The organism is Thermosynechococcus sp. NK55a (genome assembly GCF_000505665.1).
In the GTDB taxonomy this organism is placed as follows: domain Bacteria; phylum Cyanobacteriota; class Cyanobacteriia; order Thermosynechococcales; family Thermosynechococcaceae; genus Thermosynechococcus.
In genome coordinates, this window is sequence record NC_023033.1 from 1,202,503 (window position 1) to 1,227,014 (window position 24,512).

Below are 24,512 nucleotides of genomic sequence, written 5' to 3' on the forward strand. Positions count from 1 at the left end.
TTAGGGGTATGTTTGCCTTTGCCCTTTGGGATAAAAAAGAGAAAAAACTTATACTCTGTAGAGACAGGATTGGGGTAAAACCTCTTTACTATTACACTAAAGATGAACTTTTTATGACTGCTTCTGAGCTCAAAGCCTTTCATAAACACCCTAAGTTTAAAAAAGAGCTCAGTCCTTTAGCCCTTTCTTTGTTTCTTTGTTTCTTCAATATGGCTATATCACTGCCCCATACAGCATATTTGAAGACACCTATAAGCTTGAGCTCGGGCACTTCTTGATAGTTGATGATAAGGGTAAGCTTTTAAAGTTTGCCTATTGGAAAGTGGAGGACTATCAAGGGAAGCGGTCATGATCAAGGAACCTTCCAGCGATCGCGAGCAAACCTGTGGCTATTCTATGGAAAGTCACTCGTCTTGAAAGTTAGGCTCAGGCCAATTTGACAAACGTCACGCAGAGCCCTCTTGGGCATGCAAGGCTCGCAACAGATCATGGCGGCTAATGATGCCCACTAACTCCCCCTGATCGTTCAAAACCGGTAGGCGACTAATGTGGTGATTGACCATGAGGCGAGCTGCTTCGGAAATGGGTGCATCCACGTTAATTGTGTGGGGGTTGGGGGTCATGACGTCCTGCACCTGTTGGCCGAGGGTTTTCTTAAGGTGTTGGTGAAAAGACTCTGGAGACTCAAAGTAGATGATGCTCCCTAGGAACGTAATGTATAACGGCGGCTCTAGGGGTGCTTCGCGCACGATCAAGTCCGCCTCACAGACCAGTCCCACCAATTTGCCCCTATCATCCACGACGGGGAGGCCGCGCACTTGTTTTTCTTCCATGAGACGAACTGCTTCTGAAATCGGGGCAGCGGCACGAATGGTAAAGGGGTTGGGGGTCATGTAATCACGGACAAGAGCGCTCATAGTTAATCTAGGGAATGAGAGGACAGTTCGAGGGGATGGTAGTCGCCACGCATGGCTAGATCGGGGCGGAGGCTTTGGGCATGGCGTAGGTAGGCATGGTAAATCGGTTGATCTGGGTTGGGGGTGTTGAAGTAAATCAAGCAGCGGATACAGCGGGGTAGGTCTCCCTCTACGTGCATTTGCTGGACATCGAGGAGGGGAATGTTCCGCCAATGGGGGCATTCACGGGCGATCGCCGCCGGAAAAATCTGATCGAGGTCACGGGTGACAGAAAAGGTGACACTAATTACTTCCGATAAATCAAGGGCATTGCGCCGCTCAATCTCGCTGAGGAGTTCCAAAACCGCCTCACGGATTGCGGGAATTGAATTTTCAGTGGCGGTAGTTGCTCCACGAATTGCTCGGACGCGCCAGCCCACGGTGTGCTCCTCCATCAAGACATCCGCAAGGGTACTGTATCCAGCTTAGGGGCGATAGAGCCACAGGGGAAGCCCATTGGTGGTCATTTCAAATTCCAGCCAATCCAGACCCGCTTGCCACGGGAAAGGGAGGCGCTCCTGCTGACGGGGAAACAGCCGAGCCAAGGGAGACTTCGGTTCTTCGATGGTTTGCACCTTGGTTTTGTCGGGGTCAAGGCCGGCCAGTTCTGCCAGCCAGCGGCGGGCATCCTCCTCAGTACCCAAGCGATCTACCAGTCCCAAGGCAAGGGCCTGCTCACCCGTAAAGACACGGCCATCGGCAAAACTGCGCACCGTTTCCACATCGAGGTTGCGGCCTTCGGCCACGGTTTGGACAAATTGGTGATAGCTGGTGTCAATCAGGTCTTGCAGAATACGGATTTCCTCCTCCGTGAGGTCGCGATCAAAAGCCAGAATGTCCTTGTAGGGACCGGACTTGATCACCTTGAAGGAGACCCCCACCTTATCGAGGAGCCGTTGCAAATTGTTGCCCCGCAGGATGACGCCAATACTACCCGTAATGGTGCCGGGGTTGGCCATGATGTGCTGTGCCCCCATGCCGATATAGACTCCGCCGGAGGCCGAGATATTGCCAAAACTGGCCACGATTTTCATTTTCGACTGCAAGCGCTTGAGGGCAGCATAGATTTCTTGGGAGTCGCCTACGGTACCGCCGGGACTGTCAATGCGCACGAGCAGCGCTGGGTAGCCCCGTTCTTCAATGGTTTTCAGGGCTTTGAGGACACGCCGGCGAGTACCTCCAGCGATCGCCCCCGTAATCTCGAGGCGGGCAATTTGACGACGGTAACCACGGGATAAGGGCCAAGGCATAGGCAACAAGTAGCTCAGCAAATCGTGACAATTCACTCGAATTTCTAATCTAGCAAGGTTCTAGGAGGGGGAGGGCGGTGCCTGCTTGACCATTGCTGCTGAGAGTCCCTCTGTGCCGTTGCCGATATACCACAGAGCTGCTGCGGCTTCAGCATGGGTAACGGGTTTCTGGGGCTGCAGCAAGAGGGTTTCTCCCCAAACGCGGCGAATGTTCGAGAGATCCCCCGCGAGGTAGTCAGCAGCCACGGCATTGATGGCAGTGGGAGCAATCCGTTGACTGTCCTTGAAGCCCCATGTTTGCTGAATGCGATCAATCGTGCTGGGACTCAGCCGCCCCTGTTGATCGAGGGGAACTTTCCACTGCAATAGTGTTTCGCGGGTGAGGGGAGCTTCAGGGCGAAAGAGAGCACTGGTATCGCCAGTGAGGGAACTGGGCAAAAATCCTGCCATTGCCAGTCCTTGAATATAGGGAAAATCGGGATGATCAGGGGGAACATCTTGGAAAAGGGGTGTGTCATTGCGGCTGCCGAGGCGGATTTGCCGTGCGGGGCGATCAGCATAAAAGCGGTTGTAGGTAGTGACTAACCAGCGCACAAACTGGCCACGACGGATGGGGATATTGGGTTGCAGGCGATCGCCGGTCGTGGGAAGCACCCCCAGTTCGGCTAAATCGCGAATGGCGGGTTGGAGGGGAGCGGGGGCCTGGTCGAGATCGGTAAAGACTTGGGGGGCGTTGGGGTTGGGTTGGGGAGCCCCTGTGGCCGTGGGGCGCTTGACGGGTGTGTAAGCCACGGTGAACATTATCAGGTTATTTTCTGGCAGCGTGTTGATAGCGACATTCACTTCCAGTTCAGAATTGCGCCCCTTGAGGGTGATGGTATTATCAGTCACCTGTTGCTCCACCAGTTGCCAGCCCGATTGTTGAAATTGCTGACTATAGAATTGCTGGATGGCGATCGCCGGCGCTGCTACTTGCCAGCGGGTTACTGTAGTTTGGGGAGCTTCCGGCTGCGGTTGAGTGCTTAGGAGGGTGGCATTGGGAAACCGTAAATTTTCTGGCAGTGTTGCTGGGGCTGGCGCAGAGGGTATTGCTGTCGGGGATTGGCTTGCCCATTGGTCAGCATTGGGATCCGCAGCAAACCAATTTTGTAGCCCACTGCCCTCACAACTACTCAGAAGCAGGGCACTGAAGAATAAAATCCATCCCAATTGGCGCGATCGCTTCAACGTTCCTCGACCCTCAGCTAGATACTGTTTCACTCAGCACTGATTTCAGCCGCCATAGGAGGAAAGTCTGCCCCAACTCCAAAGGCAGCGGCGTCACCCCCTCAATACAGGACTGTACCCAGCCATCGCCCCAAGACCACTCCTGCCAGCCCTCAATGGCCTGGCGCAACACCAGTACAAGTCGCTCTGCTGTGAGTAGTTCCACGCGATGTTCCAGTTTTAACCACAGGAATTCACTGGTGAAGGTATCCCCCACTTGCAGGCGATCGCCTGTCCTCTGGAGCTGTAGAGGCCACAACCACTGCCGCAGCTTGGCCGGCTGCGTCAAATGCTCCCGCAGTTGGTCTGTCGTGGCCGGCACCTCAATACGCAAATAACTTGACTGAAATGTTCCCAGCATAGTGTTCCCTAGGAGCATAGGTAGGTGTAGCTGCGCAGACTCCGCTCATAGTTTTCTAGCAAGTGCTGCGCCTCGGCCAAGGTAATTTGTTCTTCCGCCAGCGCCGCCTCCGTGCGACAGCGAATTTTTTCCAGCAGAACATCCCCTTGGTACTGCACATAGCCGAGGACTTCTTGCATTGTATCGCCCCGCACCAAATGCTCAATTTCGTAGCCTTTGGGGGTTAGACGGATATGAACAGCATTCGTATCCCCAAAGAGATTGTGGAGATTGCCCATGATCTCTTGGTAGGCACCGTTGAGAAAAAGGCCAAGGTAGTAGGGTTCGCCCGGACGAAAGGGATGCAGTTCTAAGACTGATTTCACATCCCGCAGGTCAATGAACTGGTCAATTTTGCCGTCGCTGTCGCAGGTGAGATCCGCAAGAATGCCTCGTTCCGTGGGTTCTTCATCAAGGCGGTGGATCGGCATAATCGGAAACAGTTGATCGATCGCCCAGCTATCGGGCACCGACTGAAACACCGATAGATTGATGTAGTAAATCGAAGCCATGATTTTCTCAAGGTCTTCGAGATCGTCGGGCACATATTCCTGCTGGCGAGCAATGCCGAGGATCTTGGCACAACAGGCCCAAAAGAGACTTTCTGCCCGTGCCCGCTCCGGCAAACTCAAATAGCCAAAGTTAAAGAGACTGATGGCTTCCCCCTTAAATTGCAGGGCGTCGTTGTAGGCCTCTTGGTAGTTGTTCTCATCAATTGTTTGGTACGTGTCGTACAGGTTGCGGATGATGAGGTGCTCCTCGTCAGTGGCAGGCTCGGGGGTCATTTTGGGCACTTCACTGACCCCCAAGACATTGAAAATTAACACCGATTGATGGGAGGCGATGGCACGACCACTCTCACTAATGAGGATCGGATCGGGGATGCCCCGCTGCCGACAGGCATCCTTAATGCCAGCCACGACGTCACTGGCATAGTTTTGCATACTGTAGTTTTTTGAGGCATGGAAATTGGTTTTGGAGCCGTCGTAGTCCACCCCCAAGCCACCACCTACATCGAGGTACTGCATATTGGCGCCAAGGCGGACCAGTTCACCGTAAATCTGCCCCGCCTCGCGAATCGCATCCTTGATGACGCTAATGGCAGAGATTTGCGAGCCAATGTGAAAGTGCAATAGTTGCAGAGAATTGAGCATCCTCGCTTCTCGCAGTTGCTCGACTGCCGCTAAAATCTCTGGCACCGTCAGACCAAACTTGGCGCGATCGCCCGCGGAGGTGCCCCAGCGCCCCACCCCTTGGGTACTGAGTTTTGCCCGCACACCCACAATCGGCTCAATGCCCAAGGCCTGACTAACAGCAATCACTTCCGCCACTTCTTCAGGCTGCTCAAGGACAATGATGGGGGTGTGGCCAAGGCGACGGGCCAGAATAGCCGTTTCAATGTAGCTGCGATCCTTATAGCCATTGCAGATCAGCAGTGCCCCTGGTGTATTCAGCATCGCCAAGGCAATCAGGAGTTCCGGTTTTGATCCCGCCTCTAGGCCAAACTGATGGGACTGACCAAAGCGCACGAGGGCTTCGATGATGTGGCGCTGTTGATTGCACTTGATGGGAAAGACCCCCTTGTAGGCTCCCTGATAGCCATAGCGGGCAATGGCTCGGGCAAAGCAGGCATTCAGTCGCTCAATGCGATCCTCAAGAATATCGGAAAACCGCAGCAGCAGGGGGAGGCTAATGTTGCGCTGTTGGAGCGCCTGTACCAGTTCATAGAGATCCAACGACCCACCGCGATCGCCCTTGGGAGAGACAGTGACATGACCCGCAGCATTAATACCAAAGTAGGGTTCACCCCACCCCTGAATACGGTAGAGCTGCTCGCTATCCTCAATTGTCCAATTGCTGGTTTTCGTAACGGTCAATGCCATCGTGGGTGACACAGCAGCCATAGTGCGCTCCCAAACAAAACCGTGCTGATCCTAACTTGTTTTTGCCAGTGGCACCAATGCAATTACCAATGCAATTATGGTCGGCTTTTCGGAAGCGTTCGGCTGGCATGGTAGCATTAGGGATCGCTTCCCCTACCGTTAAGCGCCATGGCCTTTACGAAGATTTTGATTGCCAATCGTGGCGAAATTGCCCTACGGATTCTGCGTACCTGCGAGGAACTGGGCATTGCAACGGTTGCTGTCTATTCCACGGTGGACCGCCATGCGCTGCACGTGCAATTGGCCGATGAGGCGGTGTGCATTGGCGAAGCCCCCAGTAGCCGCAGCTATCTCAATATTCCTAACATTATTGCTGCTGCCCTCACCCGCCATGTCTCAGCGATTCACCCCGGCTATGGCTTTTTGGCGGAAAATGCCCGCTTTGCTGAGATCTGCGCCGATCACAAAATTACATTTATTGGTCCGAGTCCCGCTGCCATGCGTGCCATGGGGGATAAATCCACCGCCAAAGCAACAATGCAACGGGTGGGGGTGCCGACGATTCCCGGCAGTGAGGGACTGGTGCAGGATGAGGAAACGGCGCGGGCGATCGCCCGTAAAATTGGCTATCCCCTGATGATCAAAGCCACGGCTGGCGGAGGGGGTCGCGGGATGCGCTTGGTGCGTTCTGAGGAGGAGCTGGGGCGCTCGTTAAGTGCCGCCCAGGGAGAAGCGGAAGCTGCCTTTGGCAATGCCGGCGTCTATCTGGAGCGATTTATTGAAAATCCCCGCCACATTGAATTCCAAATTCTCGCGGATAGCTATGGCAATGTCATTCACCTAGGGGAGCGCGATTGCTCTGTACAACGGCGTCACCAAAAGCTCCTTGAGGAGGCCCCTAGCCCTGCCCTCACCCCAGAACTGCGCGCCAAGATGGGGGAAGCCGCTGTCACCGCTGCCAAGGCTATTAACTACGTCGGTGCTGGCACAATTGAATTTCTCCTTGACGGCCAAAACAACTTTTACTTTATGGAGATGAATACCCGCATTCAGGTGGAGCACACCGTCACAGAAATGATTACGGGTCTCGATCTGATTGCGGAGCAAATTCGCATTGCCCAGGGGGAACCCCTCAGCTTGACCCAAGAGCAGGTTCAGTTGCAGGGACACGCCATTGAGTGCCGCATCAATGCCGAAGATCCAGAGCGTAATTTCCGTCCCCATCCGGGTCGCATTAGTGGCTATTTGCCCCCTGGAGGGCCGGGGGTACGCATGGATTCCCATGTCTATACTGACTATGAAATCCCCCCCTACTATGATTCCCTCATTGGGAAGTTAGTTGTGTGGGGGAGCGATCGCCCCGCTGCCATTGCCCGCATGAAGCGTGCCCTCCGGGAATGTGCAATTATGGGGGTGCCGACCACCATTCCCTTTCATCAGCAGGTGATGGACACACCGGAGTTCCGCAGCGGTATTGTCTATACCAACTTTGTGGATAAGCTCATGACCACCTTGGGCTGGAATGTTTAATGCTTAGGCAAAGGAAACTACTGATTGCAGCCAGTGGCACGGGGGGACATCTTTTTCCGGCGCTGGCGGTGGCAGAGGAGTTACCTGAATATGAGATCCATTGGTTGGGGGTGCGCGATCGCCTCGAAAACCAGCTTATTCCCCCCCATTACCCGCTACATAGGGTGAACTTTAGTGGACTGCAGAGCAAAACACCCTGGGCTAAGTTGCGCCCCCTCTGGCAATTTTGGGGCGCCTTTTGGCAAACCCGTCAGCTACTCAAGCAGGGAGACTTTCAGGGGGTGTTTACCACAGGGGGATACATTGCTGCCCCTGCCATTCTGGCCGCCCGCAGTTTGGGACGCGTGGCCATCCTCCATGAATCCAACGCCCTACCGGGCAAAGTCACCCGCTGGCTGGCGCCTTGGTGTACGTTGGTGGCCCTGGGGACCCCTGCGAGTTTGGCCTATCTCAAATCGAAACGCGTGAATCTACGGGTCACTGGCACACCGGTGCGTCCCGATATTCTCCATCCCGGCAACCTGGCGTTACCGATTCCCAAGGAGGTGCCCCTGATTTTAGTGATGGGAGGCAGTCAAGGGGCAGTGGCCATCAATCGCCTTGTACGGGCAACTGTTCACCGCTGGCTCGAGGCCGGGGCTTGGGTCGTACATCTCACGGGCAACAATGATCTCGATGCTCACACTATTCAGCATCCCCACTATCTCGTCTTTCCCTTTTTTGAACCCATGGGACCTTTACTCCATCGCGCTGATATTGCGATTAGCCGAGCTGGCGCCAGTGCCCTAGCAGAACTCACGCTGACGGCAACCCCTGCCCTGTTGATTCCCTACCCCTATGCCGCTGAGGATCACCAAACGGTGAATGCCGAAGTGCTGGTCAGGGCCGGGGCGGCTGAGATGATTCCCCAAGCGGCATTGACGGGCGATCGCCTTGGACAGATCATTTTAGAATGGCTAGGGCAGCCGCAAAAATTACAAGCCATGGCAGAGAATGCCCGCCAATTGGCAATCTCCAACAGCAGTCAGCAGGTCGCTGATCTCATTCGTACGCTGATTCCCGCCCCCTAGGAAACGTGCTATGCCCATCCGTCTTCTCTTTGTTTGTCTTGGTAATATCTGTCGCTCCCCTGCTGCCGAAGGGATTATGAAGGACTTGGTGAAAAAGGCAGGTTTAGAGCATGAGATTCAGTGCGATTCCGCTGGCACCAGCAACTTCCATGTGGGGGATCCACCGGATGCACGGATGGTCATGACGGCACGGCAACGGGAACTGCACTTGATCCACCGAGCCCGCCAATTTCATGCTGCTGACTTTGAGGAATTTGATCTGATTTTGGCGATGGATCGGGAAAATTACTACGATATTTTGCGCCTTGATCCCGCGGGGAAATACCGCGATAAAGTGCGGCTGATGTGTGATTTTTGCCGTCACCACGACGCGAAGGAAGTGCCCGACCCCTACTACGGCGGTCGTCAAGGGTTTGAGAAGGTGTTGGATCTGCTCACCGACGCCTGTGAAGGCCTACTGGAGTATCTCAAGGCCAACTATCCCCAACTACAGGAGCAGCATTGATGGACTATCGCAGTGCCGGTGTTGATGTGGCCGCTGGCCGCGCTTTTGTTGAGCAGATTCGTCCCTTGGTGCAGCGAACCCAACGCCCTGAAGTGGTGGGACGACTGGGGGGGTTTGCTGGGCTGTGTCAAATTCCCAAGGGCTATCGTCAACCCCTTTTGGTCTCAGGAACTGATGGGGTGGGCACTAAGCTAAAACTGGCTCAAGCCCTCGATCGCCACAATACTGTTGGCATTGATCTAGTGGCTATGTGCGTCAACGATGTTCTCACCTGTGGTGCTGAGCCACTCTTTTTCTTGGACTACATTGCCTGTGGCCGCCTGGCGTCAGAGATGATGACCGCTGTGGTGGCGGGTATTGCCCAGGGGTGTGAAGCAGCCGGTTGTGCCCTTTTGGGGGGGGAGACAGCGGAAATGCCGGGATTCTATGCCGAAGGGGTCTATGACCTTGCGGGATTCTGTGTGGGTATCGTTGAGCAGGATCAGGTGCTAGATGGTACGCAGGTGCAGGTGGGGGATGTGGTCTTGGGATTGGCCAGCTCTGGGTTGCACAGTAATGGCTTTAGTCTGGTGCGCAAAATCGTCAGCGATCGCCAGCTCAGTTGGCAGGATACCCCCCTTGGCTCCACTTCCCTTGGCGAATTATGCCTAGAACCCACCCGTATTTATGTTCAGCCCATCCGCGCCGCCCTAAGCCAAGGGATTCCTATCCACGGCATGGCCCATATCACCGGCGGCGGTCTGCCTGAAAATTTGCCCCGCTGCTTGGGCGAAGGGCGATCGGCACAACTGGATCCACAGGCTTGGCCAATCCCGCCTCTGTTTCACTGGCTAGGGGAGATGGGAGAAGTCAGCTTGGGTGAACTCTTTAACACCTTCAATATGGGCATCGGGTACACCGTTGTTTTGCCGGCCTCAGCCGTTGCAGCGGCGCAGACCTGCTTTGCTAAGTGGGGGATTGAGAGTTGGCCGATTGGCACCGTTGTTGCAGGCACCGGTGAGGTGTTGGGATTACCTGCTGCCTAATTGATTCCCATTTGGCATTCAGCGTTTGGCTCACGCCTAAAAGACACGCCTAGAATAAAAGTGCTGGGTGCTATCAGGGACTGTGCGAAAAATGATGGCTCATCTCCTCACCCTTGAAAGTGGCGATCGCCTAAGCCGCGAGGAATTTGAATACCGCTATAGGCGCTCTCCCCACATTAAGAAAGCTGAACTGATTAACGGAGTGGTGTTTGTGGCCTCCCCTGTACGCTACCGCCTGCATGGTGTGCCCCATAGTCAAATGATGGTCTGGGCAGGCAACTATTGCATCGCCATACCCCACCTCTTGATGGCTGACAATGCCACCGTCAGACTCGATGACAGGAATCAAGTACAGCCCGATATCATCTTGCGCCTGGAAGAATCAGCGGGGGGACAGTCGCGCATTAGTGCCGATGACTACATCGAAGGGGCACCAGAACTAGTGATTGAAATTGCCTCTAGTCGTGCTGCCTATGATCTCCACGATAAGAAAGACCTCTATTGCCATTTTGGCGTTAAGGAATATCTAGTGTGGGTGGTCTCAGAACAGGCCTTCTACTGGTATCACCGCGAGCAGGGAAGCTATGTTCAGCAACAGCCCGATCGCGAGGGAGTGCTTCGCAGCCAAGAGTTTGGCGGCCTCTGGCTCAATTTGCCTGCCCTTTTGCAAGGGGATATGCAAAGGGTGATGCTAACATTGCAACAGGGACTGGCAAGAAGAAGCAATTTGGTTCGCGAGCCAGGGGGATACACAACGAGGGTCTGATATTATCTGGCGATCGCCCCCCCTGGCGTGGACGTTGAGGAATATCTACCGCCACGGCCTGAACTGGTCGAGCTAAACATTTCCTATATAGTGAACTTGCTATATAGTGAATAGTGAACTTGATATAGTGAGCTGACTTGAGCAGATTTTTGATAGGCGCCACAGGAAAATATCCGTAATGAAGGGCAGATTTTGTATAAATTTTGTATGAATTTTCTATCAAGCAGCATCCTTGCAGATGACGGAGCAACTGTAGTCAATGCCTAGCAAATCGTCTAAACAGATAATAATCCCATATCTCCCTCTAGTTCCTCAGTGGTCAACTTTGGCATTCGCAGTACCTCGCCGCAACTCCGCTTAGTGAACTTCTACATGACGATTAGATTAGAGCAGGCCGCGATAGCGAATAAACGTCAGCACCGCCGCCCAGGACCCCAAGGCCACTTTCAGGGCAATGAGGATATTCAGCCAAGGAATCCAGCCACCACTGAGGAGTGTGCCAAACCGACCCGCAGGCAATGCCACCCCCATCAACAGGCTGGCGCCGCAGAGAATGAAAACAACCACGGAGATTTTTTCCCATGTGGCGGCATGAAAGCGACGATAAATGCTCTCTAACCACTCTGGGGCTGAGGTAATGGCCACAAGACCGATCGCCGTTCCACCAGCAACACCAGCGGCAAATCCACCCCCCGGACTCAGGTGTCCCCGCAAGGCTAACTCAATACACACAAGGGAGCAAATGGTGGCGCCAAATCTTGCTAAAACAATCGAAGGTTGATCATTGAAGCGGCTAACATGGCCAAGGGGTTTTTCATTACTGAGCAGATACTGTGCCCCCATGATGGCAAGGGTGAATACCAGCACTTCAAAAATGGTGTCGTACAGGCGATTGCGCAAAATGATGGCTGTGACTGCATTGGGAATTGCGCTCTCTGTGACTAGAGTCTCAACAATCCCGATAGCTGGTATCGCTGGAATGGTGGGAATCGTCAAAATTTTAAGCAGCAGCAGTAGCGCCGCAATTCCATAAAGCCAAATCATGCGGCCGACTCCTCTTCACTGGGCAAGGGGTAGTATACAAGTTCTGTGAGAGTCGTGAGGTGGGGCTTGAGGATGGTGTAGAGGCGCGGTACACGAGTCATTGTTAGCAGTTGTGCCTTCTCCTCAGCACAAAGAGCGTGAATCTCGCGATCGCGGAGCGCTATTTGGAGTTGCTCAAACGTGGGATAAATGATTAATTCAACACGCAAATGATAGGGGGCAAGGGCTTCACGAATGGCTGCCAATAAGTGATCTAAACTATCGGTGGACAGGGACGAAGCTAAGATGCCCAATCGCAGCACCAAAGAAGAGCGTACTGCAACTGCGTAGAGCATAATTGAGAGCATCGTTCCCACCAGGGCTTCGGTTAGCGCCACATCGGCAGCTCCGAGAACAGCATAGAGAAGGGCAGCCACGGCACCAATAATGCCGCGAATCACAAGAGCATGGTAGGGATTCTCCTGGAAAACCAACATGAGAGCCGTTAGGGGCAAGAGGGCAGTGACCGCAATGAGCCAGCTATCCATCAGTGTCCTCCCCTTGGGAGCAGTAGGCTAAAACGTAGCCCAGAATGGTATTCCAAAGGGCAAGGGAGATCAATGCCAAGACCAGAAGAGGCCATTCGCGGGGAATACGCAGTAACACCCCGATCATGATCGCCATCGAACCCAAGGTATCGGAGACTGACAAAAAATGCAGTTTATAGAGGGGCGATCGCCGGCTCACCAGCGGCCAAGTTCCCCACAGCCAAAGAAAAAGACCAAAACTAATACAGGTATAACTGATCCACTGTAAAATCACTGACTCCTCCCTAAAGATTGGCTACATCCCGTAGTCGCCGCAGAATCTGTGCGAGGAGCATCAGGGCACCATTACCCACACTGAGAATGATTACGCCCACAATGCCAATCATCCAATCATCCCGCTGCACCGACACTAGCAAAATCATCATCGCCGCCTTTGTGGCAATACTGGCAAAGGCCAACATCTTCGACCAGATGTGCTCCCCTTTCCAAGCAGCATAGAGGGGAATGCCCAGAATCAGCAGCATGATGACTAAAAAGGCCGTCATTTTTCAGGTCGGCGCTCCACTAGTTGATGCACTTCAAACCAGCCCTCCTCGTCGTAGCGCAGTACGATTGTCTTGGGGGTGAAGGTAATCGTAAAAATATCCAGAAAAATCAGACCAGGGGCACGGGTAGGATCAACGGGTTCACGGAGGATCGCTTCATGGCGATGGGGACGCACTATCATTTCAATTGCCTCAAGGTAAGCCCGAGGAACAGCCATCGCCACTTTTCCTAGGGTACTGAGCCACTCTTGCAGTGTTGCCCCACCCCCCCGCCCTTGGGGCAGCAGGAGTGAAACCAGAATACCAATCACCAGATTGACCAGACCAAAGTCTGCCGTCAGTAGCAGCCAAATCGTCAGGCACAGGGCGACGTTCAAATAATTCATAGGGCTAACCCCACCAAGCCAAGTGACAGCAACAGCATCACCCCTAGAAGATGCTCTAGACGTTCCCAAGCCCCTCGCCAAGACGATTCCCAGCGCGAGACTCCCAAGGCCACCAGACCACACCCCACCAAGGGCGGCAAAAGGGCGCGTACCAAGCTCATGCCACTACTGTAGGCTTCCATGTAGCCCGCATTGGCCAGAAATAGCCCACCCAGGAGCACCACTGTGGCAGCGCCATAGCCTATAGAGGTCTTGCTAGGATAGCGGGGCAAAAAGAGGAACTTGCTATAAATTGTGGCGGACAAAAAGCCAGCACCATAGAGGAGTCCTTGGTGCCACGGGTCAAGGTAACTCAATGTCAAGGCCTTAGCGGGGAAGCCAGCAAGGAAGGGCACACCGACAATGCCATAACCAGCAATCATCAGGGCGATCGCCACTAGGCGTGGCAAACCCTCCTGGCGTAATTCACTCAGACGATAGTGGCGCAGTTCCCCCACGCTTAAAAAAAGACTGGCCTTTGCCAAGCCGTGCATGAGGGCATACAAACCCGCCGCTGGAGGGGCTATGACTATCCATCCCAGTTGGCCAAGGGTACTAAAGCTGAGCATCCGTCGTACATCATCGGCCACCAAGGCAAATATTGAGCCAAAAAAGATTGAGGCAAGAGCAAAAAGCCGCACAATATCAGCAACGTTACTATAAAGCAGACTGACGCGAACAAGGCTAAAAACTCCAGTATTTTCGACAATACCGGCTAGGAGAGCAGCAACAAGAGGCGCAGCAACGACGTTAGTTTGGGGCAACCAAAGCCCACTGATGAAAATGGCGCCCTTTGCCAACAATCCCATCAAAATCAGAGCCACAGCCTCTGGCGGGGCTTGCATCAGGGCACGAAAGGCAAAGGTATGGTTTGTCTGATAAACCAGCGCTACCCCCATTAAATAAAAGAGCATGGCCACATTGCTCACCATCAGGTAGCGCAGGCCAATCCAGAGGGAGCGATCGCTGCGGGGATAGGCAATCAGCAGAAAGACGACAATCCCCAGCACCTCAATATTCACGTAAAGACTGAGGAAATCCGCTGAAATAAAGACGGTGTTGGCACAACCGTGGAGTAGACATAGCAGCACATAGAAGAACGCCTTGTGGCTCTCCTGCCATGTATATAACAGGGCTGCGCAAATGACGAGGGCAGTGGTGACAATAAAGTAACCACTAAGGGGGTCAATGCTCAGGGAAATGCCAAAACTATCGAGAAGAACAAAGGCAGTGTTGACTTGGTTGATGGTGATCCCTAAGCCGACACTGAGGGAAACAAGGGCGATCGCCAGCGTTAGACCCCGCGCCAAGGGGGGCAGCAGATAAAGGGTTAAGCCGCCCACGAAGGGCAACAAAATCCAAGCGATCGCCAGCTCCGTCATTGACACTTCCTACAAATACTTTTGATCAATTTCTGGGGTTTCTAAAGTCGGGTTATCCCGCGCTAGCTTCATTGCCGCTACTAGCATCAGCGTTTGAATCGACAGGCCAATCACAATCGCGGTCAAAATTACGGCTTGGGGCACCGGATCCGCATAGGCAGTATCAAAGACACCTCCCCGGGCAATGGGCGTGACCAGACCACTGTGGGTGGCAATGACCACAAACAAAGCCACTATTCCAGTGCCCATGACATCCATCGTCACAATCTTCATCAGCAGGTTTTTCTTGACAATCGTTCCCAGAAACCCGACCAGGATAGTGACAAAAACACTTGCTTCCAAGAAAATCATCAGACCCAACCCGCAGACACCGTAGTATTTGGAACAAACTGTAGCATTCTGTTTTCCCGTTGCACCTCCCCCTTTGTCGTAGAACTGCACCGCTGTAGCCAAGGGTTAGGAACCTAATGAGGAACATTAAGGCCGCCAACCTCCATCTTAACTTTATTTATATCAATATTAATTCTTTATTGAATAGACTTTTATCAATAGTATTGTCGCAAACTTTATAATTTAGAAAAATGCTTAACAATTTGCAACATTCCGCAAATAGGTATATATTCTTACTCAGATACTTGAACAGATTACTGGACTCGTCCCTTGGGGGGTTGTCTGATGAATGTCCAATTTCCTTGGCTGACTGTACTGACACTGCTGCCTTTAGTGGCAGCCTTTTTCATTCCCGTGTTGCCCGACCGTGAGGGGAAGACAGTCCGCTGGTATGCCCTAGCGATCGCACTCCTCGAATTTGGCCTTTCGGCAATGGTTTTCTGGCAGCATTACAATGCCCAATCCGCCCAGTTCCAAATGGTGGAAATCCTGCCTTGGCTGCCGCAAATCGGCCTGAACTGGTCCCTAGCGGTTGATGGCCTTGCGGTCCCCCTCATTTTGCTGACGGGTCTGGTCAACACACTGGCAATCTTTGCGGCTTGGCAAGTAAAGCAGAAGCCGCGTTTATTTTATTTCCTGATGTTGGCGCTCTACAGTGCCCAAATTGGCGTCTTTGCGGCCCAAGATCTCATCCTCTTCTTCCTGATTTGGGAATTGGAACTGGTGCCCGTCTATCTGCTGATTTCCATCTGGGGAGGTGCCAAACGCCAATACGCCGCTACAAAATTTATCCTCTACACTGCCGTTGGTTCCCTCTTTATCCTCATTGCCGGCCTAGGGATGGCCTTCTATGGCGGTGACTTTACCCTCGACATGGCGGCCCTAGGGCTCAAAAACTACCCCTTGGCCCTCGAACTCCTTGCCTATGCTGGCTTCCTCATTGCCTTTGGTGTCAAGCTGCCCATTTTTCCACTGCACACTTGGTTACCCGATGCCCATGGTGAAGCTTCGGCTCCGGTCTCAATGGTGCTAGCGGGCGTGCTCCTGAAAATGGGGGGCTATGGTCTCATTCGCTTTAACCTGCAAATGCTCCCGGATGCTCACATTTACTTTGCCCCTGTCCTGATTGCCCTTGGGGTCGTGAATATTGTCTATGGTGCCCTGACCGCCTTTGGCCAAGAAAACCTGAAGCGGCGACTGGCTTACTCCTCCATTTCCCACATGGGCTTTGTGCTGCTGGGCATTGGCGCCCTCAATGGCATTGGCCTCAATGGGGCGATGTTGCAAATGCTCTCCCACGGTCTGATTGCGGCGGTTCTCTTCTTCTTGGCTGGGGTGACCTATGATCGCACCCACACACTGGCTATGGAAAAAATGAGTGGGATTGCCCAATCCATGCCAAAAACCTTTGCCCTCTTTACCGCTGGCGCTATGGCCTCATTGGCTCTGCCCGGTATGAGTGGCTTTGTCAGTGAACTCACTGTCTTTTTGGGCTTGACCAACAGTGACGCCTACTCCACAACCTTCAAAGTGGGGGTGATGTTCCTCGCTGCCGTAGGGGTGATTATTACGCCCGTCTATCTGCTCTCGATGGTGCGCCGGGTCTTTACGGGCAAACAAGCGGGCGATATGTTTGACAAGCTGCTTTTGGACATCAATCCTCGTGAAACCTTCATTGCCCTATCCCTCCTGGTGCCGATTATTGCTGTGGGGATGTATCCCAAAGTGGCTACCCAAACCTACGATGTGACGACGACGGCGATCGCCAGCCATGTCCATGCGGCTCTGCCTGCTGTGGCGCAGCACCATCTGCCCCTCTATGCCCAACTCACCCAATCTGCCCCCCGCCCCTTCAGTGAAACAACAGTTGCCGACAATACCCTCTAGGGGTTCGAGGTGGGGATGCCCCTTCTCCAACTGGCAGTCTTGGGCATTCATTGCTAGAGTGGAGTAACGGCATTCCTGCCCTCGGGCAGATTGCATAAACTGAAGACGGTGATTCAATTTCAATAAAGGCTCTATGAGTAATCTCGAGAAACAAATCGAACAAGCCCGCGAGGAAGCCCACAAAATCTGTGACACCGAAGGGGCAACCTCTGGACAGTGTGCCGCCGCCTGGGATGCCCTTGAGGAGCTACAAGCGGAAGCTGCCCACCAACGGGCTGAGCAGCAGGATCACAAAACCTCCTTCCAGCAGTACTGTGATGACAACCCTGATGCTGCTGAGTGTCGCATTTACGACGACTAAGGGTTGAGGGTGTGAGTCGCTGGCAACAGTTGTGGGATCAATTTGCCGCAGCGACGGGTCGGCGGCTCCATGGGGGTAAAGCCCTGGCGGTGGGAGGCGGCAGTATCAACACCACCTATGTGTGGCAACATCCGGAGCAAACCCTCTTTGTTAAATTTAATCGCCCTGAACGGCAGGCTATGTTTGCTGCTGAAGCCAATGCCCTGGGGGCGATCGCTAAGGTTCAAACGATTCGCGTTCCCCTTCCCCTGCTCTGGGGGGTAGTTGAGGACGCCAGTTTTTTAGTTTTGGAATACTTGCCCCTCACCCAGGCTGGGGATTGGTGGCAGATGGGGGTAAAGCTGGCACAGTTGCACCTTAAGGGCACCGGCGATCGCTACGGCTGGTCAGAAAACAACACCATTGGTGCCACCCCTCAAATGAACCCTTGGTCAGACAACTGGGGGGAGTTTTTCCGCGATGCTCGGCTGCGTTATCAGTTTGATCTGGCTCGCCGTCGGGGTGGATACTTTCCCAAGGCGGAGAAGCTTCTCGCAGTGATTCCAGAACTCCTAAACCATGAGCCAACCCCCACCTTGGTGCACGGCGATCTTTGGTCAGGCAATGCCGCCTTTTGCTCTACGGGGGAACCCGTGATTTTTGACCCCGCTAGTTATTATGGCGATCGCGAAGTAGATTTGGCCATGAGTGAACTTTTTGGTGGCTTTCCGGCTGCCTTTTATGAGGGCTATAACGCCACCTATCCCCTAACAGCGGGCTATGAGCAACGGAAAACCATCTACAACCTGTACCACATTCTTAATCACTTTAACCTCTTCGGCGGCAGCTACGCTGCCCAAGCCCAGTCCATGATCGAGCAGATCCTTTAACCGGAAGCAACCCTGTGGAACAGAACGTTGCCCAAAGCACTCTAAGAGCAAACAGTGACCGCTAACCTCACATCGCTGTAGTATCGTGGAGTGCATGGCTTTAGTTTTTGAGTGTTTGCGAGATTCCTTCCTATGTCCGATGGCAAAGTGCCACCCACAAATGCTTCAGCCCCTAAATCAGGGATAGCCAAAACAAAAGGGGCCACAGAACCCTGGTGGCTAGAGATGGCTAAAACCTTAGGACTGGCGGCTGCCCTTGCCTTTGGCATTCGCACATTTGTGGCCGAGGCGCGTTATATCCCCACCGGGTCCATGGAGAACACCCTCCTGATCAACGATCGCCTGATTATTGAAAAAATCAGCTACTATTTCCATGCCCCCCATCGTGGCGACATTATTGTGTTTAATCCAACCCCCACGCTTCAGCAGGCGGGCTTTCGTGATGCCTTTATCAAACGGGTGGTGGGCTTACCGGGCGATCGCGTAGAACTGCGCCAAGGACGCGTCTATGTCAACAATCAACCGCTGCCCGAACCCTATCTTGCGCCCTCAACCTTTACTTCAGTGGATACCTGTGCTGGTATGCAGCCCTACCTTGCTCAACCCCAAGTGATTCCTGCCAACAGTTACTTGGTGTTGGGGGATAACCGCAATAACAGCTTTGATGGCCGCTGCTGGGGAGTCGTACCCCGCAGTTACATTATTGGCCGTGCTGCGATTCGCTTTTGGCCCCCCAATCGCTGGGGGCTGATTACCGATCCCAAGGAACCCCAACGGTGAGGCAAACCCTCCATACCGCGGTGCTCGTCGTTGGCGGTGGGACAGGGGGAGTCGCTGCTGCCCTAACGGCGGCTCGAATGGGGGTTCAAACAGTGCTGGTCAGTGAAACCCCTTGGCTAGGGGGCATGCTCACCAGTGCCGGGGTAGCGGCCCCCGATGGCAATGAACTCATGGCGTGGCAAACAGGGCTGTGGGGCAAGTTTCTACGGGCGATCGCCCACCGCCAGCCAGGGGGTTTGGATCATGCTTGGGTGAGTTTTTTACCTTTGAGCCCAAGGTTGCCGCTGATCTGTTTGCCGAGTGGGTCAAGGCAACCCCAAACTTGGTTTGGATGGTCGGTGAAGTTCCCCAAGCGGTCTTGCGCCAGGGCGATCGCATCTGCGGTGTGGAATTCACTACTCTGACGATCCATGCCCAAATCACCATTGACGCCACGGAACTTGGTGATCTCCTGGCCTTAGGGGAGATTCCCCATCGTTGGGGCTGGGAGTGGCAAACAGACACCCAAGAACCCTCAGCGCCGCCAGCACCCACCCCTCTAACCGAAGCCTACCCTATTCAAGCCCCCACATGGGTTGTGGTTCTACAGGACTATGGTGAGGGTGCCACTGCCCCGGAGATTCCCCCTTCCCCCCTTTGGGATGAACGCAAGTTTGACGGGGCTTGGGCAGGCTACGACCCACAGCACTTCCTTAACTATGGCCGTTTGCCGGGGAACCGCTTTATGCTCAACTGGCCGCACCACGGGAATGACTACGGTGTTGGCCTCCAGCGGTTGGTTGGCTCTGCCCAAGAGCGAAAAGCCTTTTGTCAAGAGGCCCGCTGGCATGCTCAGGATTTTGCCTGCTATATCCAACGCCACTTGGGTCGTCGCTATGGTTTAGCGGAGGAAACTTTTCCAAGATTCCCTGGCCAGCTAGGAGGTGGTGCCTATGCTCTCCATCCCTACTACCGCGAAAGTCGTCGCCTAATTGGCCTCACTACAATTCAAGAGCAGGATATTCTCCCCAGTGCCCCACCGCCCATTGATGCCCAAGGTCACTACACTGGTATTGCCATCGGCAACTACCCGAACGATCACCACTATCCAGCAATGGAACTCCCCTTGATGCCTAAGGCCATCCGCTGGGGTGGTCGTTGGACAGGGACGCCCTTTGTGATTCCCTATACCGCTCTGATCCCGCAGCGGGTGGAGGGCTTTTTAGTGGCGGAAAAAAACATCTCCGTGACCCATATTGCCAATGGTGCCACCCGCTTGCAACCGCTGGTGATGGGCATTGGGCAGGGAGCAGGGTGGCTAGCTGCCACTGCTGTTCGCCAAGGCAAATCTCTGCACCAATTGGTGGACACCCTTGATCTAAAGTCCATGATTCAGCGGTGCCGGCAGGCTATTTTTCCTTTCTTTAATCTGCCACCCCAACACCCTGAATGGGAAAAGTGGCAACTGCGGGCATTGGAGACCTTTGATCCGTCCCTAGCGCAGCCGGTGGCGGTGGCGATCGCTCAACCAACCCCGATGACCAAGAGCGTAGGAATGCAAACCGTCACGGGCGAATTTCTAAAATTGGGGGAGCAGACCTATCAACTGCGCACGGATCAACAGTCTTGGCCTTTGGTGACCCTCCACCCCACAGTGAATGATTGGCTGCAAACCTATAGAAATGGGCAACCGATCACCGTCACGGGCTTTATCAACCCCTATGCCCCTTGGATACGGGTAGAGCACCTCGCCTAAGTGTCGCAGCTTAGCTCGCCAAGACGTTGGTTAAAGCGCAGATTTTCACTATAGTCCACAGGAACATCAATGATAGTGGGGACATCCTGTGCCAGAGCAGTTTTTAGGGTTGGGATAAAGTCAGCGGTCTCCTCAATGCGATAGCCTTTGAGTCCCATGCTCTCGGCTAACTTGACAAAATCGGGGTTCCCAAAGTGCACATAGACGGATTCACCAAAGTAGCGCTGCTGCTTCCACTCAATGAGGCCATAGCCGCCATCATTAAAGATAATGGTTGTGAAGTTTGTGCCTATGCGCAGGGCCGTCTCCAGTTCTTGGCAATTCATCATGAAACCACCATCGCCGGTGACTGCCACCACCTGCCGCTGGGGACAGACCAATTTTGCGGCTATTGCCCCCGGTACGGCAATTCCCATGGCCGCAAAGCCATTGGAAATCAAGCAGGTGTTGGGGCGATCGCAGTGGTAGTGACGGGCAATCCACATCTTATGGGCACCCACATCAGAAATAACAATGTCCTCTGGCCCCATGACTTGGCGCAAGTCATAGATTAGCTTTTGGGGCTTAACGGGAAAACTCTCATCCTGGGCATATTGGCAATAGTCCGCCACAATCGCCTGACGCAGTGCCACTGCATAGGGGGTGGGTTTATCTTGGCGTTCGGCCCGCTTAAGAATTTCATAGAGGGAGTCAGAAATATCGCCAACAACCTCAACGACAGGGATGTAGCTGCTGTCAATTTCCGCAGGGGTGGCCGCAATATGGATAATGGGCAAGCGGCCATCGGGGTTCCAGCTTTTCGGGGAATACTCAATTAAGTCATAGCCAATGGCAATGACTAAGTCGGCATGATCAAAGCCGCAGCTAATATAATCCCGCTGTTGAAGTCCCACGGTCCACAGGGCAAGGGGGTGTTGATAGGGAATGACCCCTTTGCCCATGAAGGTATTGGCCACGGGAATATTCAGCTTTTCAGCAAAATGGGTGAGGGCAGCGGCAGCCTGGGCGCGAATGGCGCCATTCCCCACTAGGATCAGGGGGTTTTCGGCAGTATTGATGAGTTCAGCAGCCTTGAGAATACTCTGGAAGGAGGCATAGGTTTTTTCGGGCGAGCTGGGCTTGAGGGGATAGCCCTCGGCTTCCATGGCGGCAATGTTTTCAGGCACATCAATGTGAACCGCACCGGGCTTCTCATTCTGGGCAATTTTAAAGGCCTTGCGGACAATTTCCGGGGTAATGCTGGGGCGGACAATCTGGGCATTCCATTTGGTTACTGGGCTAAACATGGCCACCAAGTCCAGATATTGGTGGGACTCGATGTGCATGCGGTCCGTCCCCACTTGCCCTGTAATAGCCACCAGAGGAGCGCCATCGAGGTTAGCATCAGCAACGCCGGTCATTAAATTTGTGGCACCAGGGCCGAGGGTAGAAAGACACACCCCTGCTTTGCCAGTGAGCCGACCATAGACATCGGCCATAAAGGCTGCCCCCTGTTCATGGCGGGTGGTTATAAATTCAATCTGAGAGCGACGGAGGGCCTGGAGGACATCGAGATTTTCTTCCCCTGGCAGGCCAAAAATATATTCAACGCCTTCATTTTCAAGGCATTTCACGAGTAATTCGGCGGTATTCATAGGATGGGCGATCGCGGGCACTACCTCCTATCGTAATTTTGCTTTCTTTGCCCAATCCTTAAATGTTGGCAAATGCTGACGAAATTTATGCCGCTGCCAGATTGGAAATGACCTTGGCTAAATCAATATCCTTTTGGGTAATCCCCCCAGCATCATGGGTGGTGAGACAGACTGTGACCCGATTCCAAGAAATGGATAAATCAGGGTGATGCCCAGCCTGCTCAGCGGGATCCACAAGGCGATTGACAAAGGCAATGGAACCTAGGAAGTTCTTGAAGGTGAAGGTTTGCTCAAGGCGATCGCCCACCTGTTTCCAGCCGGGTAGGCTAGCTAACTGTGCCTGAATCTCCTCTGGAGATAATCGCTCTGCCATCGTTTTGCCTCAGTGCTATTAGCTGTAGGGTAGCAACGTCAAGTTACCAACTGGACTTGACAACCCCGGGCAGTAATCCTTGGTGAGCCATTTCCCGCAGGGCATTGCGGCAGAGGCCAAAATCGCGATAGTAACCACGAGGACGACCCGTCAACCAGCAGCGATTCCGCAGCCGCGAAGGGGCACTGTTACGGGGCAACCGTTGCAGTTGCCGATGGATGCTCATGATCTCTTCTTGGGTTTCGGCACTGGCCAGTTGAGCTTTCAGTTCTTGGCGTTTGCTGGCGTATTTCGCAACGAGCCGTTGCCGCTTTTTTCCCGTTCGATCATGCTTTTTTGGCCATGGGGGTGTGTTTGTCCTCGATAATGATGAATTTGGTATTCTATATCCTATCAAAGAGCGATTTGCTGCTGCAACTGTTGATCCTTGCGGGGTGTTTCTGTGCCCTTACATCTGTACAACACATTGTCTCGCCACCTTGAACCCTTTTCGCCCCTGCACCCAGAGCGGGTGACGATCTATGCCTGTGGTGTTACAGTCTATGACTATTGCCATTTAGGGCACGCCCGTTCCTATGTAGCTTGGGATGTGCTGCGCCGTTATCTCACGTTCTTGGGCTACACAGTGCACTATGTGCAGAATTTTACCGATATTGATGACAAAATTCTGCGCCGTGCCCATGAAAACGGTGAAACCATGGCGACGGTTAGCGATCGCTACATTGCCGCCTACCACGAGGACATGGCGGCTTTGAATATCCTGCCCGCCAGTGCTTATCCCCGCGCCACAGAGGTGATTCCAGAAATTATTAACCTCATCCAAGGGCTGCTGGATCGGGGCTATGCCTACGTGGCTGGGGGAGATGTTTACTATGCGGTGGCGCAATTTCCCAGCTATGGCAAGCTCTCGGGGCGCCAGCTTGAGCAATTGATGGCCGGTGCCAGTGGTCGCATTGAGGAAGAGGAGGAGCAGCGCAAACGCCATCCCCTGGATTTTGCCCTCTGGAAAGCGGCAAAGCCAGAGGAAATGAGGGTCTATAATCCTTGGGAAGCCCCTTGGGGTAAAGGGCGCCCCGGCTGGCACATTGAATGCTCAGCAATGGTGCGGCAGGCCTTTGGGGCCACAGTGGATATCCACTGCGGCGGTATGGATTTAATTTTTCCCCACCACGAGAATGAAATTGCCCAATCGGAGGCGGTGACGCAACAGCCCCTAGCGCGATTTTGGCTCCACAACGGCTTTGTTACCGTCAACACTGCGAAAATGTCCAAGTCCTTGGGGAATTTCACGACCATTCGTGACCTGCTGGCTCAGGGGGTGGATCCCATGGCCTTGCGCCTATTGGTCTTGCAGGCTCAGTACCGCAAACCCTTGGACTTTACGCCAGAGGCACTGACTGCCGCTGCCAAGGGCTGGCAAACCCTAGGGGAAGCACTGCACTTGCATCAGCAGATTCCCCTGCCCCCCATAGATGCAGATGCGGTGAGGAGCCACCCCAGTACTCAAGCCTTTTGCCAAGCCATGGATGAGGACTTGAACACCGCAGCGGCTCTAGCAGTGATCTTTGAGCTGGCAAAAACCCTCAATCGTGAGCAGCATCGCTATCTCCATGGGGGAGAGGGGCGGCGATCGCCCGCCGAGGTTAGCCGCGATTGGCACACCTTAGTAACCCTGGCTCAGGTCTTGGGTCTGGAGGCGAAAGCGGAGCGCAACCCTTCGCCAACAGTGGGACTAACCGATGAGGAGATTCAAGAGTTAATTGCGGCTCGCACGGCTGCCCGCCAAGCCAAGAATTACGCCGAGAGCGATCGCCTGCGGGATCTCCTTTTGGCTCAAGGGGTCAAGCTCGTGGATCAAAAGGACGGCACCACCCATTGGTTTCGCGTGCCCTCAGCCCCCTAACACTGG

26 protein-coding genes and 2 pseudogenes are annotated in these 24,512 nt (G+C 53.8%); 12 read left to right on the forward strand and 16 right to left on the reverse strand.

Annotation, left to right across the window (positions count from 1 at the left end; all coding sequences use genetic code 11):
- Positions 1-8 precede the first annotated feature (8 nt).
- On the forward strand, positions 9-278 hold the full coding sequence (locus tag NK55_RS14210) for a hypothetical protein (RefSeq protein ID WP_081711770.1): 270 nt from the start codon (positions 9-11) through the stop codon (positions 276-278).
- A 168-nt stretch (positions 279-446) separates the two neighbouring features.
- Here NK55_RS14210 and NK55_RS05805 read toward each other — a convergent pair whose 3' ends face one another.
- Genes NK55_RS05805 through speA form a run of 6 tightly spaced genes read right to left on the reverse strand, consistent with a single transcriptional unit; the run spans position 447 to position 5,755 of the window.
- Positions 447-917 carry a CBS domain-containing protein gene (locus tag NK55_RS05805; protein ID WP_024124841.1) on the reverse strand — a complete coding sequence of 157 codons (471 nt, stop codon included), beginning with the start codon at positions 915-917 and terminating at the stop codon, positions 447-449.
- 2 nt (positions 918-919) lie between these two features.
- Positions 920-1,351 carry a chorismate mutase gene (gene aroH / locus NK55_RS05810; protein WP_024124842.1) on the reverse strand — a complete coding sequence of 144 codons (432 nt, stop codon included), beginning with the start codon at positions 1,349-1,351 and terminating at the stop codon, positions 920-922.
- Between the two features lie 30 nt (positions 1,352-1,381).
- Entirely contained in the window at positions 1,382-2,206 is an 825-nt protein-coding gene (gene sppA / locus NK55_RS05815; protein ID WP_024124844.1) for a signal peptide peptidase SppA, read from the reverse strand.
- A gap of 60 nt (positions 2,207-2,266) precedes the next feature.
- Positions 2,267-3,466 carry an S-layer homology domain-containing protein gene (locus NK55_RS05820; RefSeq protein ID WP_051372799.1) on the reverse strand — a complete coding sequence of 400 codons (1,200 nt, stop codon included), beginning with the start codon at positions 3,464-3,466 and terminating at the stop codon, positions 2,267-2,269.
- The gene (locus NK55_RS05825) at positions 3,447-3,833 is read right to left on the reverse strand and encodes a hypothetical protein (RefSeq protein WP_024124846.1); all 387 of its coding nucleotides are present in this window, start codon (positions 3,831-3,833) and stop codon (positions 3,447-3,449) included. The genes NK55_RS05820 and NK55_RS05825 overlap by 20 nt, the downstream gene beginning before the upstream one ends.
- An 8-nt stretch (positions 3,834-3,841) precedes the next feature.
- Positions 3,842-5,755 carry a biosynthetic arginine decarboxylase gene (speA, locus tag NK55_RS05830; protein ID WP_041429613.1) on the reverse strand — a complete coding sequence of 638 codons (1,914 nt, stop codon included), beginning with the start codon at positions 5,753-5,755 and terminating at the stop codon, positions 3,842-3,844.
- Between the two features lie 168 nt (positions 5,756-5,923).
- On the opposite strand from speA, the gene accC reads away from it, so the two are divergent.
- From accC to NK55_RS05855, 5 genes are all read left to right on the forward strand, one after another.
- The gene (gene accC, locus NK55_RS05835; protein WP_024124848.1) at positions 5,924-7,285 is read left to right on the forward strand and encodes an acetyl-CoA carboxylase biotin carboxylase subunit; all 1,362 of its coding nucleotides are present in this window, start codon (positions 5,924-5,926) and stop codon (positions 7,283-7,285) included.
- Entirely contained in the window at positions 7,285-8,355 is a 1,071-nt protein-coding gene (murG, locus tag NK55_RS05840; RefSeq protein ID WP_024124849.1) for an undecaprenyldiphospho-muramoylpentapeptide beta-N-acetylglucosaminyltransferase, read from the forward strand. The genes accC and murG overlap by 1 nt, the downstream gene beginning before the upstream one ends.
- Positions 8,356-8,365: 10 nt before the next feature.
- The gene (locus NK55_RS05845; protein WP_024124850.1) at positions 8,366-8,860 is read left to right on the forward strand and encodes a low molecular weight protein-tyrosine-phosphatase; all 495 of its coding nucleotides are present in this window, start codon (positions 8,366-8,368) and stop codon (positions 8,858-8,860) included.
- Positions 8,860-9,885 carry a phosphoribosylformylglycinamidine cyclo-ligase gene (gene purM / locus NK55_RS05850; RefSeq protein WP_024124851.1) on the forward strand — a complete coding sequence of 342 codons (1,026 nt, stop codon included), beginning with the start codon at positions 8,860-8,862 and terminating at the stop codon, positions 9,883-9,885. Before NK55_RS05845 ends, purM begins: the two co-directional genes overlap by 1 nt.
- 91 nt (positions 9,886-9,976) lie before the next feature.
- Entirely contained in the window at positions 9,977-10,651 is a 675-nt protein-coding gene (locus NK55_RS05855) for a Uma2 family endonuclease (RefSeq protein ID WP_024124852.1), read from the forward strand.
- Between the two features lie 384 nt (positions 10,652-11,035).
- On the opposite strand, the gene NK55_RS05860 is transcribed toward NK55_RS05855, so the two are convergent.
- Genes NK55_RS05860 through NK55_RS05890 form a run of 7 tightly spaced genes read right to left on the reverse strand, consistent with a single transcriptional unit; the run spans position 11,036 to position 14,925 of the window.
- On the reverse strand, positions 11,036-11,695 hold the full coding sequence (locus tag NK55_RS05860) for a Na(+)/H(+) antiporter subunit B (RefSeq protein WP_024124853.1): 660 nt from the start codon (positions 11,693-11,695) through the stop codon (positions 11,036-11,038).
- The gene (locus tag NK55_RS05865; protein ID WP_024124854.1) at positions 11,692-12,222 is read right to left on the reverse strand and encodes a DUF4040 domain-containing protein; all 531 of its coding nucleotides are present in this window, start codon (positions 12,220-12,222) and stop codon (positions 11,692-11,694) included. Before NK55_RS05865 ends, NK55_RS05860 begins: the two co-directional genes overlap by 4 nt.
- A complete protein-coding gene (locus NK55_RS05870) occupies positions 12,215-12,493 on the reverse strand; it encodes a monovalent cation/H(+) antiporter subunit G (RefSeq protein ID WP_041429616.1) in 279 nt (92 codons plus the stop codon). The genes NK55_RS05865 and NK55_RS05870 overlap by 8 nt, the downstream gene beginning before the upstream one ends.
- 13 nt (positions 12,494-12,506) lie before the next feature.
- On the reverse strand, positions 12,507-12,767 hold the full coding sequence (locus NK55_RS05875; RefSeq protein WP_024124856.1) for a hypothetical protein: 261 nt from the start codon (positions 12,765-12,767) through the stop codon (positions 12,507-12,509).
- Positions 12,764-13,153, reverse strand: coding sequence for a Na+/H+ antiporter subunit E (locus tag NK55_RS05880; protein ID WP_024124857.1), 390 nt, complete (start codon positions 13,151-13,153; stop codon positions 12,764-12,766). The genes NK55_RS05875 and NK55_RS05880 overlap by 4 nt, the downstream gene beginning before the upstream one ends.
- Positions 13,150-14,574, reverse strand: a complete 1,425-nt coding sequence (locus NK55_RS05885) for a cation:proton antiporter (RefSeq protein ID WP_024124858.1) — start codon at positions 14,572-14,574, stop codon at positions 13,150-13,152. Before NK55_RS05885 ends, NK55_RS05880 begins: the two co-directional genes overlap by 4 nt.
- Positions 14,575-14,583: 9 nt before the next feature.
- On the reverse strand, positions 14,584-14,925 hold the full coding sequence (locus NK55_RS05890) for a cation:proton antiporter subunit C (protein ID WP_024124859.1): 342 nt from the start codon (positions 14,923-14,925) through the stop codon (positions 14,584-14,586).
- A gap of 324 nt (positions 14,926-15,249) precedes the next feature.
- Here NK55_RS05890 and NK55_RS05895 point away from each other — a divergent pair, with 324 nt between their 5' ends.
- From NK55_RS05895 to NK55_RS05915, 5 genes and pseudogenes are all read left to right on the forward strand, one after another.
- On the forward strand, positions 15,250-16,851 hold the full coding sequence (locus NK55_RS05895) for an NAD(P)H-quinone oxidoreductase subunit 4 (RefSeq protein WP_024124860.1): 1,602 nt from the start codon (positions 15,250-15,252) through the stop codon (positions 16,849-16,851).
- Between the two features lie 133 nt (positions 16,852-16,984).
- Positions 16,985-17,212, forward strand: a complete 228-nt coding sequence (locus NK55_RS05900; protein WP_011057657.1) for a Calvin cycle protein CP12 — start codon at positions 16,985-16,987, stop codon at positions 17,210-17,212.
- 11 nt (positions 17,213-17,223) lie between these two features.
- Entirely contained in the window at positions 17,224-18,081 is an 858-nt protein-coding gene (locus NK55_RS05905) for a fructosamine kinase family protein (RefSeq protein ID WP_024124861.1), read from the forward strand.
- A gap of 225 nt (positions 18,082-18,306) precedes the next feature.
- Complete coding sequence (gene lepB / locus NK55_RS05910; RefSeq protein WP_225871789.1) at positions 18,307-18,861, forward strand: signal peptidase I; 555 nt, start codon at positions 18,307-18,309, stop codon at positions 18,859-18,861.
- Positions 18,858-20,596 (forward strand): annotated as a pseudogene (locus tag NK55_RS05915) (FAD-dependent oxidoreductase). Before lepB ends, NK55_RS05915 begins: the two are co-directional and overlap by 4 nt.
- Here the strand turns inward: NK55_RS05915 and NK55_RS05920 are convergent.
- The 3 genes and pseudogenes from NK55_RS05920 to rpsN all read right to left on the reverse strand — a co-directional run bounded on the left by NK55_RS05920 (position 20,593) and on the right by rpsN (position 22,933).
- Complete coding sequence (locus NK55_RS05920; RefSeq protein ID WP_041429103.1) at positions 20,593-22,230, reverse strand: acetolactate synthase large subunit; 1,638 nt, start codon at positions 22,228-22,230, stop codon at positions 20,593-20,595. The pseudogene NK55_RS05915 and the gene NK55_RS05920 overlap by 4 nt on opposite strands.
- 85 nt (positions 22,231-22,315) lie before the next feature.
- Positions 22,316-22,603: a 4a-hydroxytetrahydrobiopterin dehydratase gene (locus tag NK55_RS05925; protein ID WP_024124864.1), complete on the reverse strand. Its 288-nt coding sequence runs from the start codon at positions 22,601-22,603 to the stop codon at positions 22,316-22,318.
- Between the two features lie 43 nt (positions 22,604-22,646).
- A pseudogene (gene rpsN, locus NK55_RS05930) lies at positions 22,647-22,933 on the reverse strand (30S ribosomal protein S14).
- A 112-nt stretch (positions 22,934-23,045) separates the two neighbouring features.
- Between rpsN and cysS the strand changes: the two are divergent.
- Entirely contained in the window at positions 23,046-24,506 is a 1,461-nt protein-coding gene (cysS, locus tag NK55_RS05935; protein ID WP_041429104.1) for a cysteine--tRNA ligase, read from the forward strand.
- Positions 24,507-24,512 lie beyond the last annotated feature (6 nt).

Coding starts and splice junctions, on each gene's coding strand:
- NK55_RS14210 (WP_081711770.1), top strand. CDS start 9: ATGTTTGCCTTTGCCCTTTGGGATAAAAAAGAGAAAAAACTTATACTC.
- NK55_RS05805 (WP_024124841.1), bottom strand. CDS start 917: ATGAGCGCTCTTGTCCGTGATTACATGACCCCCAACCCCTTTACCATT.
- aroH (WP_024124842.1), bottom strand. CDS start 1,351: ATGGAGGAGCACACCGTGGGCTGGCGCGTCCGAGCAATTCGTGGAGCA.
- sppA (WP_024124844.1), bottom strand. CDS start 2,206: ATGCCTTGGCCCTTATCCCGTGGTTACCGTCGTCAAATTGCCCGCCTC.
- NK55_RS05825 (WP_024124846.1), bottom strand. CDS start 3,833: ATGCTGGGAACATTTCAGTCAAGTTATTTGCGTATTGAGGTGCCGGCC.
- speA (WP_041429613.1), bottom strand. CDS start 5,755: ATGGCATTGACCGTTACGAAAACCAGCAATTGGACAATTGAGGATAGC.
- accC (WP_024124848.1), top strand. CDS start 5,924: ATGGCCTTTACGAAGATTTTGATTGCCAATCGTGGCGAAATTGCCCTA.
- murG (WP_024124849.1), top strand. CDS start 7,285: ATGCTTAGGCAAAGGAAACTACTGATTGCAGCCAGTGGCACGGGGGGA.
- NK55_RS05845 (WP_024124850.1), top strand. CDS start 8,366: ATGCCCATCCGTCTTCTCTTTGTTTGTCTTGGTAATATCTGTCGCTCC.
- purM (WP_024124851.1), top strand. CDS start 8,860: ATGGACTATCGCAGTGCCGGTGTTGATGTGGCCGCTGGCCGCGCTTTT.
- NK55_RS05855 (WP_024124852.1), top strand. CDS start 9,977: ATGATGGCTCATCTCCTCACCCTTGAAAGTGGCGATCGCCTAAGCCGC.
- NK55_RS05860 (WP_024124853.1), bottom strand. CDS start 11,695: ATGATTTGGCTTTATGGAATTGCGGCGCTACTGCTGCTGCTTAAAATT.
- NK55_RS05865 (WP_024124854.1), bottom strand. CDS start 12,222: ATGGATAGCTGGCTCATTGCGGTCACTGCCCTCTTGCCCCTAACGGCT.
- NK55_RS05875 (WP_024124856.1), bottom strand. CDS start 12,767: ATGACGGCCTTTTTAGTCATCATGCTGCTGATTCTGGGCATTCCCCTC.
- NK55_RS05880 (WP_024124857.1), bottom strand. CDS start 13,153: ATGAATTATTTGAACGTCGCCCTGTGCCTGACGATTTGGCTGCTACTG.
- NK55_RS05885 (WP_024124858.1), bottom strand. CDS start 14,574: ATGACGGAGCTGGCGATCGCTTGGATTTTGTTGCCCTTCGTGGGCGGC.
- NK55_RS05890 (WP_024124859.1), bottom strand. CDS start 14,925: ATGATTTTCTTGGAAGCAAGTGTTTTTGTCACTATCCTGGTCGGGTTT.
- NK55_RS05895 (WP_024124860.1), top strand. CDS start 15,250: ATGAATGTCCAATTTCCTTGGCTGACTGTACTGACACTGCTGCCTTTA.
- NK55_RS05900 (WP_011057657.1), top strand. CDS start 16,985: ATGAGTAATCTCGAGAAACAAATCGAACAAGCCCGCGAGGAAGCCCAC.
- lepB (WP_225871789.1), top strand. CDS start 18,307: ATGGCTAAAACCTTAGGACTGGCGGCTGCCCTTGCCTTTGGCATTCGC.
- NK55_RS05920 (WP_041429103.1), bottom strand. CDS start 22,230: ATGAATACCGCCGAATTACTCGTGAAATGCCTTGAAAATGAAGGCGTT.
- NK55_RS05925 (WP_024124864.1), bottom strand. CDS start 22,603: ATGGCAGAGCGATTATCTCCAGAGGAGATTCAGGCACAGTTAGCTAGC.